Raw genomic sequence first — 14,740 nt, forward strand, 5'->3', positions numbered from 1 at the left:
TCCGGCTTCGCGGGCGGCGCGCGGCGGCTCGCCTTTCCCGTCCGGTCGGTGTCGGGTCTCCCGGGCCCGCCGGTGATCCCGTCCAGGTGGGATCCGATCCGGACGCGATCGGCTCAGCGCTGCCCGCCCCGGCTCAGGCCTCCCGGATCAGGTGCAGCATCGTGCTCGACCAGTCGCCCGGCGGCAGGTCGACGACGAGTCCGTACTCCCCGAGCACGGCCGAGTCGTGCACGGCGCCGGTGCGCGCGTCGCGGTAACGGGCCGCAGGGGTCAGGCCGCGCAGCCGGACCGGCGGACGCGGGCTGCCGTGCCGGGCCACCCGCCGGTACGCCAGCAGCAGCGTCTCCGAGGCGTCCGCGGCGGTGTACTGCACCACGGCGACGGAGTCCTCCGCGGGCGGCGCGAGCCGATCCAGCCGGCCGTGCTGCACCAGGTGGCGCACCGTCTTGTACTCGGCCACCAGGGCGGCACCGTCCCGCAGCTCCTCCTCGGACCAGCGGGTGAGGTCACCGCCGACGCCCAGCGCCCCGGCCATCGCGACATGGAAGCGGAAACGCAGCGGGACCGTACGGCCGGTGAGCTGGTTGGGTACGTCCGTCACCCAGGCGCCCATGGTGCGCGCGGGGTAGATCTGGCCGTAGCCGTGCTGGATCCACATCCGGTCGGCCGCGTCGGTGTTGTCCGAGGCCCACGCCTGGTCCGTACGGGCGAGGATGCCGAGGTCGACCCGCCCGCCCCCGCCGCTGCACGACTCGATCCGCAGCGCCGGATGATCCGCGCGCAGGCGGTCGAGGACACCGTAGAGATTGCGCACGTACTGCGGTCCGAGGCGGTCCGTGCCGTCCTGCCGCCCGGGCCAGCCCGCCTCGCTGAACGCGCGGTTCATGTCCCACTTGAGGAAGTCGATGCCGTGGTCGCCGACCAGCCGGGTCAGCCACGCGTAGGCCCAGTCGGCGACCTCGCGACGGGCGAAGTTGAGGACCAGCTGGTTGCGCAGCTCCGAGCGGGGCCGGCCGGGGAAGTGCAGGACCCAGTCGGGGTGCCGGCGGTACAGGTCGCTGTCCGGGTTCACCATCTCGGGCTCCACCCAGAGGCCGAAGCGCATCCCGAGACCGTGCACCGCGCGGACCAGGGGCCCGAGCCCGTCCGGGAACCGGTCGGTCGCCGGCGTCCAGTCGCCCAGCCCCGCGTGGTCGCTGCGGCGCGCCCCGAACCACCCGTCGTCGACGACGTACAGCTCCACCCCGAGCGCGGCGGCCCGTTCGGCCAGTGCCTTCTGCCCGACCTCGTCGACGTCGAAGCCGGTCGCCTCCCAGGAGTTGTAGAGCACGGGCGCGTCCTCGTCCGCGTGCGGCAGCACATGCGCCAGGACGTACGCGTGCCAGGCGCGGCTGGCCGCGCCGAAGCCGCCGTCGGTGCACAGGCCCGCGAACGGGGGAGCGGTGAACTCCTCACCCGGCGCGAGCGGCACGGTCGTACCGTCCTGGCCGAGACCGCCGGTGAACCCGGCCCGTCCGTCGGGGGTGCGCTGCACGGTGACGCGCCAACTCCCGCTCCACGCGAGGGCGGCGCTCCACACCCGTCCGTGGTCCTCCGTCGCCTCGCCCGAGTCGAGCATCACCCAGGGGTTCGCGTGATGGCTGGTGATCCCGCGGCGGCTGGTCAACACCGTCTCGCCGTAAGCCAGTCGGTCCCGGTGGAGGCGGCTCTCGGCGGACCACTGGCCCGTGACGTGACCGAGCCGGTAGTCCGGCAGCACCGGCAGGGACCACGCGGCCGAGTCGGCGCGCAGCAGGGTGAGGGGCTGGTCGCCCAGGTTGCGCAGGACCGTCCAGCGCTCGATGACGTCCGTGTCGTCGCGCACGCGGTAGTGGAGCTCCACCCGCAGGGGGTAACGGCGGTCACGGAACGCCAGGGTCAGCTCGCCCTCGCGGACGTCGTGCCCGGCCGGCTCCCACTCGAAGGCACGGGACCCGTCCTCGAACCGCACTTGCAGGGAGGGGGGTCCGTAGCGCGTCCCGCCGTCGACGGGAAGCTCCTCGCCGACCCCGGGCCGGCCCTCGAAGCTGCTGGCCGCCACGGCCGGGGGCACCGCGGCGAGCCGCCCGGCCTCCTCGAGGGTCAGCCGCGGGCCCCACGCGACGTGGCACGGCGCTCCGGTCTCGTCGACCCGCAGCGCGTACGAGGTGCGCGGGGTGGACAGCAGCCAGACCCCGGTGTCCGGGGCGAAGGAGATCGGCGACATGGGTCCTCACGTTCAGATGGTGCCACGTACGAGACGAGCCAAAGCCAACCCCGACCATGGATCACGTGTCAATGCCCCATCCAGGTTTTGGATTCGCAGGTCACAGGCGCCTCAATGAGGGTCCTCAGACGAATCCTGTTTCTTTCATTGACAGCAGAAAATAATGACCCTAGGTTCCGGCCATGCGCTCGACCTCTCCCCCCGAGGCGTTCCCGGCCCATACGCCGGCCGCCTCCCAGATCTTCACCACCGTGCTGTCCCACGGTCCGCTCACGCGGTCGGAGATAGCGGGGCGGACCCGGCTGTCGGCCGCGGCGGTCACCAAGGCGGTCCGCCCCCTCATCGAGGCGGGCTACCTCGTGGAGGACGTCACCGAGGACGGGCGGCAGCCCGCCCTCGGGCGGCCCGCCAACCCGGTGCGGGTCGACGGAGGCAGGGCCCTGTTCATCGGGATCAAGGTGACGGGCGACGAGCTCATCGCCGTGCTCACGGACCTGTGCTGCCGCATCCGCGTCGCCCGGCACGTGCCGCTCACCTCCCGGGCGCCCAGGTCGGTGCTGGCCTCGACCGCGGGGCTCGTCCAGGAGCTGCTGACGGAGGCGGACGGCTACGGGGTGCGGGTCCAGGGCATCGGCATCGCGGTCTCCGGCGACGTGGACCGCTCGGCCGGAGTGGTGCGCTACTCGCCGTTCCTGGAATGGCGCGACGTGCCGCTCGCCGAACTGGCCGGGATGACCACCGGACTTCCGGTCACCGTGGACAACGACGTACGGGCCCTGACCGTGGCCGAGCAGTGGTTCGGCGCCGGAGTGGGGCTGTCCGACTTCGCCCTGGTGACGGTCGGCGCGGGCATCGGCTGCGGTCTGGTCGTGCACGGCCAGGTGGTCGCGGGAGCCCACGGCGTGGCCGGCGAGATCGGGCATGTCGCCATCGACCCGGCCGGCCCGCTCTGCCACTGCGGCAACCGCGGCTGCGTCGAGGCGATCGCCTCGGACTTGGCGATCGTCGCCCAGGTCCGTGAGGTGACGGGGGTGTGGGTGGCCGACGCGGCCGCGGCACTGGACCTGGCCCATGACGGTGACCCCGGAGCGCGCGAGGTGTACGCCCGCGCGGGCGAGGCGATCGGCCGGGGCATCGCGACCGTCGCCAACCTCCTCGGCCCCGAGCGGGTGATCATCTCCGGCGAAGGGCTCGCCGCCTACGACCTGTTCGCCGAACAGATCCGCGACGCCTTCGGATCGGCCGCCTTCGGGTCGGCCGCGATGTGCGACGTACAGACCCGCCCGCTGCCCTTCGAGGAGTGGGCGCGCGGGGCCGCCGCCACCGCCATCCAGTCCTTCATCACCTCGGAAGCGCACTGAGGACGGAGCGAGCCCCGAGGACCACCCGCGAACGCGCCGTCACCCCCCGAATCAGCCACGCACCCGCATCGACCACGCACCCGCACCGACCCGAATTCCCCCTCGGGCCCCGTCCGTTCGACAGCGGACACGCACCGAAGATCGACCACGCACCGAAGAACCATCACGCACCGAAGATCGACCACGTACTGACACGCATGAGGAGCGACGATGACGCAGCAGAGCCGCAATCCCCTGGCTGCGCGTGACCCCGGCCGGCGCAGAGTCGTCGGCGGGCTGTTCGGACTCGGCGCCGCCGCACTGGCCGCGCCCGTACTGACCGCCTGCGGCGGGGGAGCGGGGGCCGACCCGAAGACGGTCACCTTCGGCTCCAACGGCGCCGACGCCACCCCCAAGTCCGCCTACGCCGCCGTGACCAAGGCGTTCGGCAAGGACAGCGGACTGACGGTGAAGACGAACACCGTCGACCACGACACCTTCCAGAAGAGCATCTCCACCTATCTGCAGGGCACCCCGGACGACGTCTTCACCTGGTTCGCGGGTTACCGCATGCAGTACTTCGCCAAGAAGAAGCTCTGCACGCCGCTCGACGACGTGTGGGACAAGATAGGCGCCGGCTTCAGCGACGCCACCAAGCAGCTCTCCCGCGGCGAGGACGGAAAGTACTACTTCGTTCCGCTGTACAACTACCCGTGGGCCGTCTTCTACCGCAAGAGTGTGTTCAAGGAACGCGGTTACCAAGTCCCCCAGAAGTGGGCGGAGTTCGTCGCGCTCGCCAAGCGCATGAAGCGGGACGGACTGTCCCCGATCGCCTCCGGCTACGGCGGCGGCGACAGCTGGAGCATCCTCGGCGCCTTCGACTACCTCAACCTGCGCACCAACGGCTACGACTTCCACATGTCGCTGATGCGCGGCAAGGTGTCCTGGACCGACCCGCGCACCGTCGCCACCCTGGACCACTGGCGCGAACTCACGCCCTACTACCAGCAGGGCGCGGGCGGCCGCTCCTGGCAGGACGCCGCACAGTCGCTGATCGACAAGAAGTCGGGCATGGCCGTCATCGGCCTCTTCCTCGGCCAGCAGATCACCGACGAGGCGGTCCGCTCCGACATCGACTTCTTCCCCTTCCCCGAGATCGACTCCGCCCATGGCCAGGACGCCGTCGAGGCGCCCACCGACGGCTTCATGCTCAGCCGCAGGCCCAAGAACGCGGACGGCGCCAAGAAGCTCCTGGAGTTCCTCGGAGGTGCCCACGCCGAGGAGCTGTACATGGGTGTCGACCCGAGCAACCTCGCCGTCAACGAGCAGGCGGACACCGGCTCGTACAACGCGCTCCAGAAGAAGTCCGCGGAACTCATCGCCTCCGCCAAGCACATCAGCCAGTTCGCGGACCGCGACAGCGACCCCGGTTTCATCTCCACCGTCGTGCTCCCGGGCCTCACCCAGTGGCTCGGCCACCCCGACGACGGCTCGGGAACGCTGAAGAGGATCGAATCCCAGCGCTCGCGCTTCTTCACGGCCTGACCAGGACCGGAAAGGTCTCCCGCACCGTGTCCTCCACCCCTGTCACACCCGCCGCACCCGGCACGCCCGACGTGCCGCACCGTCCCCGCACGCGTCCCCGCCGTCTCGGCCCCGGCGACCGGATCTTCCTGACCGTCGCCATCGGCATCCCGCTCGCCGCCCTGCTCTTCTTCGTCTGGCTGCCCGCGCTGGCCTCCCTGGGTCTGTCCTTCACCACCTGGGACGGCATCGACCTGGCCGACATCCACTGGATCGGCCTGGACAACTACCAGCAGATCTTCACCAACTACCCGCCGTTCTGGCCCGCGGTGCGGCACAACGTGATCTGGCTGCTGTTCACGGCCCTGCTGCCGACACCGTTCGGCATCTTCCTCGCCTACCAGCTCGACCGGAAGATCCGTTTCACCAGGATCTACCAGACCGCGATCTTCCTGCCGATGGTCCTCTCCCTGGCCGTCGTCGGCTTCATCTGGGAGATCATCTACAACCCCGACACCGGACTCCTCAACGGCCTGCTGAGCGCGGCCGGTTCGAGTCACCACATCGACTGGCTCGGCAACTCCGACCTCAACCTGTGGGCCGTCCTCGTCGCCTCGGGCTGGCGGCACACCGGCTACATCATGATCCTCTACCTGGCCGGCCTGAAGGGTTTCGACCCGGCGCTCAAGGAGGCCGCCGCACTCGACGGCGCCAACGGCCGCCAGACCTTCCTGCGGGTGGTGTTCCCCGCCATGAAACCGGTCAACATCATCATCCTGGTCGTCACGGTCATGGAGTCCCTGCGGGCCTTCGACATCGTCTACGTCCTCGGCGGCGGCGTCGGCAGCAAACCCGGCATGGAACTGCTCTCCCTGCTCATCACCGACAACATCATCGGCGAGTCCAGCCACATCGGTTACGGCTCCGCCCTCGCGGTCGTCCTGCTCCTGGTCTCCCTCGCCGCCATCGGGACCTTCCTCGTCCAGACCTTCCGCAAGGAGGACCGGTGACCACGACCATGACCCGACCGGGCGCGGGGACCACCGCCCGGCACGAGCCGCCGGGGACCGGCAAGGGGCCACGCCGTCAGACCGGCCGCCATGTGATGCTCGCCGGTATCGCCCTGCTCTGGCTCGTCCCGCTGCTGTGGGCCATGTACACCTCGCTGCGGCCGTACTCGGACACCGCGAAGCACGGCTACCTGTCCTGGCCGCGCAGCCTGAGCCTCGGCAACTTCACGGACGCCTGGCAGCAGTCCGGGATGCCGCACTTCTTCTGGAACTCCGTCCTCATCACCGTCCCCGCGGTCCTGGGCACGCTGCTGTTCTCGGCGGCGGTCGCCTTCTTCGTCTCCCGGTTCGACTTCCGCTGGAACATCGTCCTGCTGATGCTGTTCACCGCGGGCAACCTGCTCCCGGCGCAGGTCCTCATCACCCCCCTGTACCGCCTCTACCTCCTCGTCCCGCTGCCGGCGTGGATGAGTGACTCGCTGCTGCTCTACAACTCGGTGTGGGGCATCATCGCCATCCACATCGCCTACCAGTCGGGCTTCTGCACCTTCGTCCTCAGCAACTACATGAAGACGATTCCCAAGGAGATCTCCGAGGCGGCGCTCGTGGACGGCGCCCCGGTCTGGCGGCAGTTCTTCCAGATCGTCCTGCCGCTCTGCCGCCCCGCCTTCGCGGCCCTGGCGACCCTCGAATCGATCTGGATCTACAACGACTTCTTCTGGCCGCTCGCGCTGATCGAGACCGGCGACAAGCGACCCATCACCTCCGCCCTGGCCAACCTCCAGGGCCAGTACTTCACCAATCCCAACCTCATCGCGGCCGGCGCCCTGATGACCGCGATCCCCACGCTGCTCGTGTACTTCGCGCTCCAGCGCCAGTTCATCAGCGGACTCACCATCGGCTCGGGCAAGGGCTGAGCCGCCCCACCCTTGAACCCACTTCCCAGGAGGCACGACCCATGCGGTCATCCTCGTACCCCGTCCTGCCCACCCGCGCCCTCAGAGCCATGGTCGTCCTCGCCCTCACCGCGGGCATCGCGACCACCGTCCCGGCCGCGCACGCCGGCCAGGCAACCGCCGGTCCCGCCCCGGCGAAGGCCGCGCCCACCGTGGCCGCCAAGCCGTACATGGGCTGGTCGAGCTGGAGCATGCAGTCGTCGAAGTACCCGGGCCTCAACCCGGACGGCGACTACAGCTACCTCACCGAGGCGAACGTCCTGAAGCAGACGGACGCCCTCGCCGCCAAGCTCAAGAAGTACGGCTACGACCACGTCAACATCGACGCCGGCTGGTGGATGGACAAGAGCTGGAAGACCGGCTTCGACCAGTACGGCCGGCAGACCCCCGACCCGGTCCGCTTCCCGCACGGCATGAAGTCGGTCGCTGACCACATCCACTCCAAGGGACTCAAGGCCGGCATCTACCTGCCCGTCGGCCTGGAGAAGGGGGCCTACGGCGACGGCAAGGTCCCCGTCTGGAACGCCCCGGGCTGCACGACCGCCGACGTCGTCTACTCGGACCTGCGCACCACCAACGGCTGGGACAACGCCTACAAGCTGAACTTCGACAACCCCTGCGCGCAGAAGTACATCGACTCGCAGGCCCAGCAGTTCGCCGACTGGGGCTACGACTTCCTCAAGCTGGACGGCGTGGGCCCGGGCTCGTTCAAGTCCGGTGACAACTACAACAACGTGGCCGACGTCGCCGCCTGGCAGAAGGCCATCGCCACCGCCGGGCGCCCGATCCACCTCGAACTCTCCTGGTCGCTCGACATCGGCCACGCCGCCGACTGGAAGCAGTACTCCAACGGCTGGCGCATCGACACCGACGTCGAGTGCTACTGCAACACCCTGGTCACCTGGGAGAACTCGGTCAACGACCGGTGGGACGACGCACCGGCGTGGAGCCGCAAGGCGGGCCCGGGCGGCTGGAACGACCTGGACGCCATCGACGTCGGCAACGGCGAGATGGACGGCCTCACCAAGGCCGAACGGCAGAGCTACATGACGCTGTGGGCCATCAACAAGTCGCCGCTGTTCACCGGTGACGACATCACCAAGCTGGACAGCTACGGCGTCTCCCTGCTGACCAACAAGGAGGTCATCGCCGTCGACCAGAACGACTCGCCCGTCGCGCGTCCGGTCACCCCGGTCGGCGACCAGCAGGTCTGGGGCACGAAGAACCCCGACGGCAGTTACACCGTCGCCCTCTTCAACCTCGGCGACGCGCCGGCCTCCGTCACCGCGGACTGGGCGTCCTTCGGGTTCACCGGCAACGCCACCGTGCGCGACCTGTGGAACAAGACGGACCTCGGGGCCCACAAGAACAGGATCACCGAGGCGCTCCCGGCCCACGGCTCACGGCTGTTCACCGTCAAGCCCGGCGGCAGCGCGCTCACGACCACGAGCTACGAGGCCGAGGCGACCGCCAACACCCTGTCGGGCAACGCCTCCGTCGCCGGCTGCGACGCCTGCTCCGGCGGCAAGAAGGTCGGCAACCTGTACACCGGCGGCAAGCTGCGGATCAACGACGTCACGGTGAAGAAGGACGGGATCTACACCGTCAAGGTGGCCTACGTCAGCGGCGACCCCCGCTCGGTGACCGTCCTCTCCAACAACGGCAACGGCACCAGCCTGAAGTTCCCGTCCACGGGTGACTGGGGCACGGCCGAGACCGTCAGCGTGCGGCTGGCACTGAAGGCGGGCTCCAACACCGTCACCTTCGACAGCGGCAGCGGATACGCCCCCGACATCGACAGGATCGTCGTTCCGCAGTCCGTCTGACCCGCTTCCCGCGGGGCCCGGTGACACGCCCCGGGCCCCGCGGGGACCAGCCGGGCACCGGCGTCCGCGGCCGTCCCGCATGCGCCGTTCCCCCACGAGCTCTTCCCGCACGAGCCGTTCCCGCACGAGCCGTTCTCGGATTTGGAGTGCACCACCGTGGACATCCAGCACACCGAAGCACGCGACAACACGCCCAGTCGCAGGGGCTTCCTCGCCCTCGCCGCCGCCGTCGGCACGGTCACCGCCCTCGGCGCCCTGCCCGCCTTCACCGCCTCGGCGGCGCCCCGTCGCCCCACCGAGTCACCTCTGCTGTCCCCGGCCGACGCCGCGCGGAACCAGCTGTGGTGGCAGGCTCCCGGCTCCGCCCACTCGATGATCGAGCAGGGACTCCCGGTGGGGAACGGACGCCTGGGGGCGCTCGTGAGCAACGACCCCGCCGACGAACTCCTGATGATCACCGACGCCACCCTGTGGACCGGTCATCTCAACGACGAGCTGCAGAGCGACGGCCAGTTCCCCTACGGGCGCGACGACTTCGGTTCCCTCACCCTGCTGGCCAGGCTCGACGTGACCATCCCGGACCACGACCTGGGTGGCGTCGACAACTACCGCCGCACCCTCGACCTGGCCCAGGGCCTGGTCACCACCTCGTACGACGTCGCGGGCGTGACCTACCGGCGGGAGATCTTCGCCAGCCGACCCGACGACGCCGTCGTCCTGTACTTTTCGCAGCGGGGCGGCGGCTCCTACACCGGCACCGTCTCCCTCGCCGGCACCCATGGCGAGTCCACCACCGCCAACAGCGCCGGACGCTACGCGTCGTTCGGCGCCTCCCTGGCCAACGGCCTCAAGTACGGCGCCGCCGTCACCGCGTACAGCAGCACGGGCAGGCTCCGTGTCGACGGCACGTCGATCACCTTCACCGGCTGCAAGGACCTCACGGTCGTCGTCAGCGGCGGCACCGACTACGCGCCCGACGCGGCGAAGAAGTTCCGCGACCCGTCCCTTGCCCCGGAGCGTCTCGCCAGGACCAAGGTCCTGAACGCGGCGGCCCACTCGGCGAGCACCCTGCTGCACACCCATGTCGCCGACTTCCGGGGCGTGTTCGGACAGCTGGACATCAACCTGGGCACGTCGTCCGCCGCGCAGCGCGAACTGGACACCTGGGAGCGGATACAGGCACGCCACCGGGACGACGTCCCGGACCCCGAACTGGAGGCCGCCTACCTGCAGTTCGGCCGCTATCTGATGATCTCCGGATCGCGCGGCGGTCTGCCGATGGGCCTTCAGGGTCCCTGGCTGGACGGCAACGACCCGGACTGGATGGCGGATTACCACACCGACATCAACATCCAGATGAACTACTGGATGGCCGACCGGGCGGGCCTGTCCGACTGCTTCGACGCCCTCACGGACTACTGCCTCGCGCAGCTGTCCTCGTGGACCGACGTCACCCAGCGGCTGTTCAACGACCCGTCCAACCGCTACCGGAACTCCAGCGGGAAGATCGCCGGCTGGACCGTGGCGATCTCCACCAACCCGTACGGCGGGGGCGGCTGGTGGTGGCACCCGGCGGGCAACGCCTGGCTCTGCCAGAGCCTGTTCGAGCACTACGAGTATACTCAGGACCGTACCTACCTGAAGAAGATCTACCCGCTCCTCAAGGGCGCCGTGGAGTTCTGGGAGGCCCGCCTCGTCACCACGACCGTCACGGACGCGTCCGGCGCCTCGCGCGAGGTCCTGGTCGCCGACAGCGACTGGTCGCCCGAACAGGGTCCGCTGGACGCCAAGGGCATCACGTACGCCCAGGAACTCGTGTGGAACCTCTTCGGCAACTTCCGCACCGCGACCGAGGTACTCGCCAGGGACACCGCCTACAGCAGGACCGTCGACGGTCTCCGTAAGCGCCTGTACCTGCCCGTGGTCAGTCCCAAGACCGGCTGGCTGGAGGAGTGGATGTCGCCCGACAACCTCGGCGAGACCACGCACCGGCACCTTTCCCCGCTCATCGGGCTCTTCCCCGGCGACCGGATCCGTCCGGACGACTCCACGCCGAAGGAGATCGTCGACGGCGCGACCGCCCTCCTCACCGCGCGCGGCATGAACAGCTTCGGCTGGGCCAACGCCTGGCGCAGCCTGTGCTGGGCGCGGCTCAAGGACGCGGAGAAGGCGTACCGGCTCGTCGTCAACAACCTCAAGCCGTCGTCGGACGGCAGCAACGGCAGCGCGATGAATCTCTTCGACATCTACGAGGTCGAGCAGGGCCGCGGCATCTTCCAGATCGACGCGAACTTCGGCACCCCGGCCGCGGTCGTGGAGATGCTGGTCTACTCGCGCCCCGGCCACGTCGAGCTGCTGCCCGCGCTGCCCGCCGCCTGGGCGGCATCCGGTTCGGTGACCGGTGTGGGCGTCCGCGGAGGCTTCGTCGCCGACCTCAGCTGGAAGAACGGCAAGGTCACCCGGGCGACGCTGAAGAGCGTCGGCGGCCGTGCCACCACGGTCGTCGCGGGCGGTGCCGCCCGGAAGATCACTCTCGCGCCCGGTGAGTCCGTCACGCTGCGGAACCTCGGATGAGCGCGGCCTCGTACCGCCGCCGCGCGCTGGGTGTGTTCTCGGCCCTGGTGCTGGCCCTGTGCGGCCCCCTGACCGCCTCGTCGACGGCGCAGGCGGAGCAGGTGACCCCTTCGCACGTGCCGGCGCGGGTGCCGACGACGGTGGCGCACCCGGCCGCGGCCGAGGGCAGACACTCCGTCGTCACCTGGGGTGCCAGTGCCGACCGGCAGGGCGCCGGTCCCGCCGACCGCAGCTACCGCCTGATCGTGCGCACCAGCGTCGGCGGCACCCACCTGCGGATCCGGCTGTCCAACGCCTTCGGTGAGCACCCGGTGACCTTCGCCAGCGCGTACGCGGGCCTGCGCAAGCAGGGTGCGGAACTCGTCCACGGCTCCAACCGGCGGCTCTCCTTCGACGGCGGAGCCCCGTCCGTGACCGTCCCGGCCGGACAGGTGGTGCTGAGTGATCCGCTGCCGGGGAAGCTGGCCGCCCGGAGCGATCTGGTGATCAGCCTCTACGTGACGGGCGCCCAGGGACCGACGACCGGTCACGGCATGGCCATGCAGACCAACTACGCGACCGCGGGCGACCACGCGGCCGAGGAGGGCGCGGCCAACTGGACCGATCCGATGGGGTCCTGGTACTGGCTGGACGCCGTCGACGTGGAGACGCCCACCGCGGTCGGCTCGGTGGTGACCCTCGGTGACTCCATCACCGACGGATGGGCCTCGACCACGGACGGCAACCGCCGCTGGCCCGACTACCTGTCCCAGCGTCTGCAGGCGGCGTCCGGCGTCCCCGTGAAGGGGGTCGCGAACGAGGGGATCTCGGGCAACAAGGTGCTCGCGGACGGTGCCGGACAGGCCGCGCTGAACCGGCTGGACCGTGATGTGCTCTCCCAGCCCGGCGTGCGGACGGTGTTCCTGTTCGAAGGGATCAACGACATCAAGGCCCACACCGGCGTCACGGTGGACGACATGATCGCCGGCTACCGGCAGATCATCGACCGGGCGCACGCGGCGGGCAAATGTGTCGTCGGCGCGACCGTCATGCCGTTCAAGGACTGGTCCGAGTACGACGCCGCGTCCGAGGCGGTGCGGCAGGGCGTCAACGAGTGGATCAGGACCAGCGGCGCGCTCGACGGCGTGACGGACTTCGACAGGATCACCCGCAGCCCCTACGACCCGCAGCGCATCCTGCCCTTCTTCGACGGCGGCGATCACCTGCACCCCAACGACAAGGGGATGCAGGCGATGGCCGATGCGGTCGACCTCGGGAGCCTGACCTCCTGCTGAGAGCGGGCCCCGGAGGCGCGGTCAGGGGTAGGAGACCACCGTGGACGGCACGGTGGAGGTCCCCGAGGTGGGCGACCCGGTGTCGTTGACGACCCGCTCGTACTGCCCGTTGCCGCCCAGTGAGACGACCAGCAGGTTGTGGAACTTCACCCCCGGCTTGTTCGGTGCCGCGAAGCCGTGGTGCTGGACGATCGTCGGATCGACGTTGTAGTAGCAGTAGCTGCCCAGGCCCCATCCTTCGTGGGTGGTCACGGAGTCGGCGACCTTGTAGGCCGCGTACCCCTTGATCCCGCCGTTCTGGATGGCGGCCTGGTTCGGCGCGTCGTAGGCCTTCTCGTTCTGGAAGAAGATGGTGCGTCCGCGCTCGCCGTACCACTGGACGTCGTACTTGTTGAAGTGCTCGACGAACAGGCCGGTGGCCAGGACGTCGGCGCCGTTGACGCGGATGCCGTAGTCGGCCCGGTTGGTCTCCCAGCCGACGCCGGTGCCGTGGTCGGCGCGCCAGACCCAGGTGTGGTCGATGATCGTGTGACGGCTGTTGACGACCATGCTGGTGGTGGCCTTGCCGGCGCCCGCGCCGCCGATGCGGACGAAGACGTCCTGCACGGTGGTCGGGTTCGCGGAGTGGTCCGCCGCGGCTCCGGTCGGCCCGACCTCCAGCAGCGTGGACGAGTTGACGGGCCCGGCGTCGATCAGGAAGCCGGCCAGTCGCACTCCGTCGACGTCCGCCGTCCGGAGCGCGGTGACGCCGTTGTCCGGGATCAGGGTGGCGTAACCGAGGCCCAGGACCACGGTGCCCGCCCGGTTGACCTGGATCGGCTGGTCGAGGTGGTAGATCCCGGGCGTCAGCAGCAGATGGAGGCCCTGGGTGAGCGCGGCGTTCAGGGTGGCGGCGGAGACGCCCGGCTTGGCCACGTAGAACTGGGTGAGCGGCAGTGAGGTGCCGCGCGGGGTTCCGTTGCCCCAGGTGGTGCCGCGCGCGTTGGTGCGCTTCTCCGGCAGGAAGACGCGGTACTCACTGCCGTTCAGATAGAGGAACGGCTTCTCCCGGGAGACCGGCGTGGTGTCGAGCGTGGTGTAGGGCGGGTTCGGGAAGGACTGCGCCGGCGCGCCCTGGACGCCGGAGAACACCATGTTCCAGACGGCGTTGGCCCAGCCGCCCACCGAACTGTCGCGGGTGTACCACTGCTGCTGCGAGTACGGTCCGACCGAGCCGTCGACGCGGCTGTCGGCGATGTAACCGCCGCTGGCCCAGCCGTAGCCGCTGGGTGCCAGATTGAGGCCGCCCTTGACGTGCATCCGACGGAAGGGGGCGGCCTGCGCGACCGCCCACCGGTTGGTGCCGTTGACCGGGCTCAGCGCGAGGTTCTCGGCCGAACGCCAGAAGTTCTGGGTCGCGTTGCCGTTGAACCATCCCGCGTCGACGGTCACGTCGCCGTTGATGGTGGTGTCGTCCGGGGACAGCCCGAGGCCCGCGATCGAGGTGTAGAAACCGAGCTGGGCGTTGAGCCCGTTGTAGGTGCCCGGCTTGAACAGCAGCGCGAAGCGTCCCGTGCCGAACTGGGCCGACTCCTGTTGCCGGAAGACCTGGTCCAGCCTGGACTGGATACCGGCGGTGGAAGGGTCGAAGACGATCACGTTGGGGCCGAGGTCGCCGCCGCCCGGCAGGGCCTGCGGCTGTTTCACGGGTGAGGCGGGAGCGGCGGATGCCGGAGAGGACAGTCCGAGCAGCCCGGGAGCGGCGGCAGCGGCGGCCATCGCGCCGAGCACCGAACGCCGTGCCACCGGCGACCGGCCCGCGTCCTGGGCCTCTGTGGGGGTTGAAGGCATGGGGGCGACTCTCCTGGTTCAGGAAGTGAACGGTGGGAGGTATGGGGAGCGCTCTCTTGCCGATGCATGCTTCATCCAGGTGAACGACGCGTCAAGAGTTGTGACCGCAGTCCCGGATGTTGTTGCGAAGTGAACGGTCAACTCGGCCTGATTATGCGGTA

Annotated in this window: 9 protein-coding genes; 7 read left to right on the plus strand and 2 right to left on the minus strand. The window is 69.8% G+C overall.

The features are described from left to right. Positions 1 to 133: 133 nt before the first annotated feature. Positions 134 to 2,245, minus strand: coding sequence for an alpha-galactosidase (locus ACFV2J_RS00810; RefSeq protein ID WP_385436807.1), 2,112 nt, complete (start codon positions 2,243 to 2,245; stop codon positions 134 to 136). A gap of 182 nt (positions 2,246 to 2,427) precedes the next feature. On the opposite strand from ACFV2J_RS00810, the gene ACFV2J_RS00815 reads away from it, so the two are divergent. The 7 genes from ACFV2J_RS00815 to ACFV2J_RS00845 all read left to right on the plus strand — a co-directional run bounded on the left by ACFV2J_RS00815 (position 2,428) and on the right by ACFV2J_RS00845 (position 12,749). Beyond that, positions 2,428 to 3,606 (plus strand): ROK family protein, encoded by a 1,179-nt coding sequence (locus tag ACFV2J_RS00815; protein ID WP_385436809.1) that lies wholly within the window; start codon positions 2,428 to 2,430, stop codon positions 3,604 to 3,606. Positions 3,607 to 3,816: 210 nt separating this feature from the next. Continuing rightward, positions 3,817 to 5,130 (plus strand): ABC transporter substrate-binding protein, encoded by a 1,314-nt coding sequence (locus tag ACFV2J_RS00820; protein ID WP_385094801.1) that lies wholly within the window; start codon positions 3,817 to 3,819, stop codon positions 5,128 to 5,130. 26 nt (positions 5,131 to 5,156) lie between these two features. Beyond that, complete coding sequence (locus ACFV2J_RS00825; RefSeq protein ID WP_385094798.1) at positions 5,157 to 6,119, plus strand: carbohydrate ABC transporter permease; 963 nt, start codon at positions 5,157 to 5,159, stop codon at positions 6,117 to 6,119. Then, positions 6,116 to 7,036 (plus strand): carbohydrate ABC transporter permease, encoded by a 921-nt coding sequence (locus ACFV2J_RS00830; protein WP_385094795.1) that lies wholly within the window; start codon positions 6,116 to 6,118, stop codon positions 7,034 to 7,036. The genes ACFV2J_RS00825 and ACFV2J_RS00830 overlap by 4 nt, the downstream gene beginning before the upstream one ends. A gap of 41 nt (positions 7,037 to 7,077) precedes the next feature. Continuing rightward, a complete protein-coding gene (locus ACFV2J_RS00835) occupies positions 7,078 to 8,901 on the plus strand; it encodes an alpha-galactosidase D (RefSeq protein WP_385436812.1) in 1,824 nt (607 codons plus the stop codon). Between the two features lie 156 nt (positions 8,902 to 9,057). Further along, positions 9,058 to 11,475, plus strand: coding sequence for a glycoside hydrolase N-terminal domain-containing protein (locus ACFV2J_RS00840; RefSeq protein WP_385436814.1), 2,418 nt, complete (start codon positions 9,058 to 9,060; stop codon positions 11,473 to 11,475). Continuing rightward, positions 11,472 to 12,749: an SGNH/GDSL hydrolase family protein gene (locus tag ACFV2J_RS00845; RefSeq protein ID WP_385094344.1), complete on the plus strand. Its 1,278-nt coding sequence runs from the start codon at positions 11,472 to 11,474 to the stop codon at positions 12,747 to 12,749. The genes ACFV2J_RS00840 and ACFV2J_RS00845 overlap by 4 nt, the downstream gene beginning before the upstream one ends. Positions 12,750 to 12,770: 21 nt before the next feature. Here ACFV2J_RS00845 and ACFV2J_RS00850 read toward each other — a convergent pair whose 3' ends face one another. Further along, positions 12,771 to 14,579: a coagulation factor 5/8 type domain-containing protein gene (locus ACFV2J_RS00850; protein ID WP_385094348.1), complete on the minus strand. Its 1,809-nt coding sequence runs from the start codon at positions 14,577 to 14,579 to the stop codon at positions 12,771 to 12,773. Positions 14,580 to 14,740 lie beyond the last annotated feature (161 nt).

The organism is Streptomyces sp. NPDC059668 (assembly GCF_042734135.1).
GTDB lineage: Bacteria > Actinomycetota > Actinomycetes > Streptomycetales > Streptomycetaceae > Streptomyces.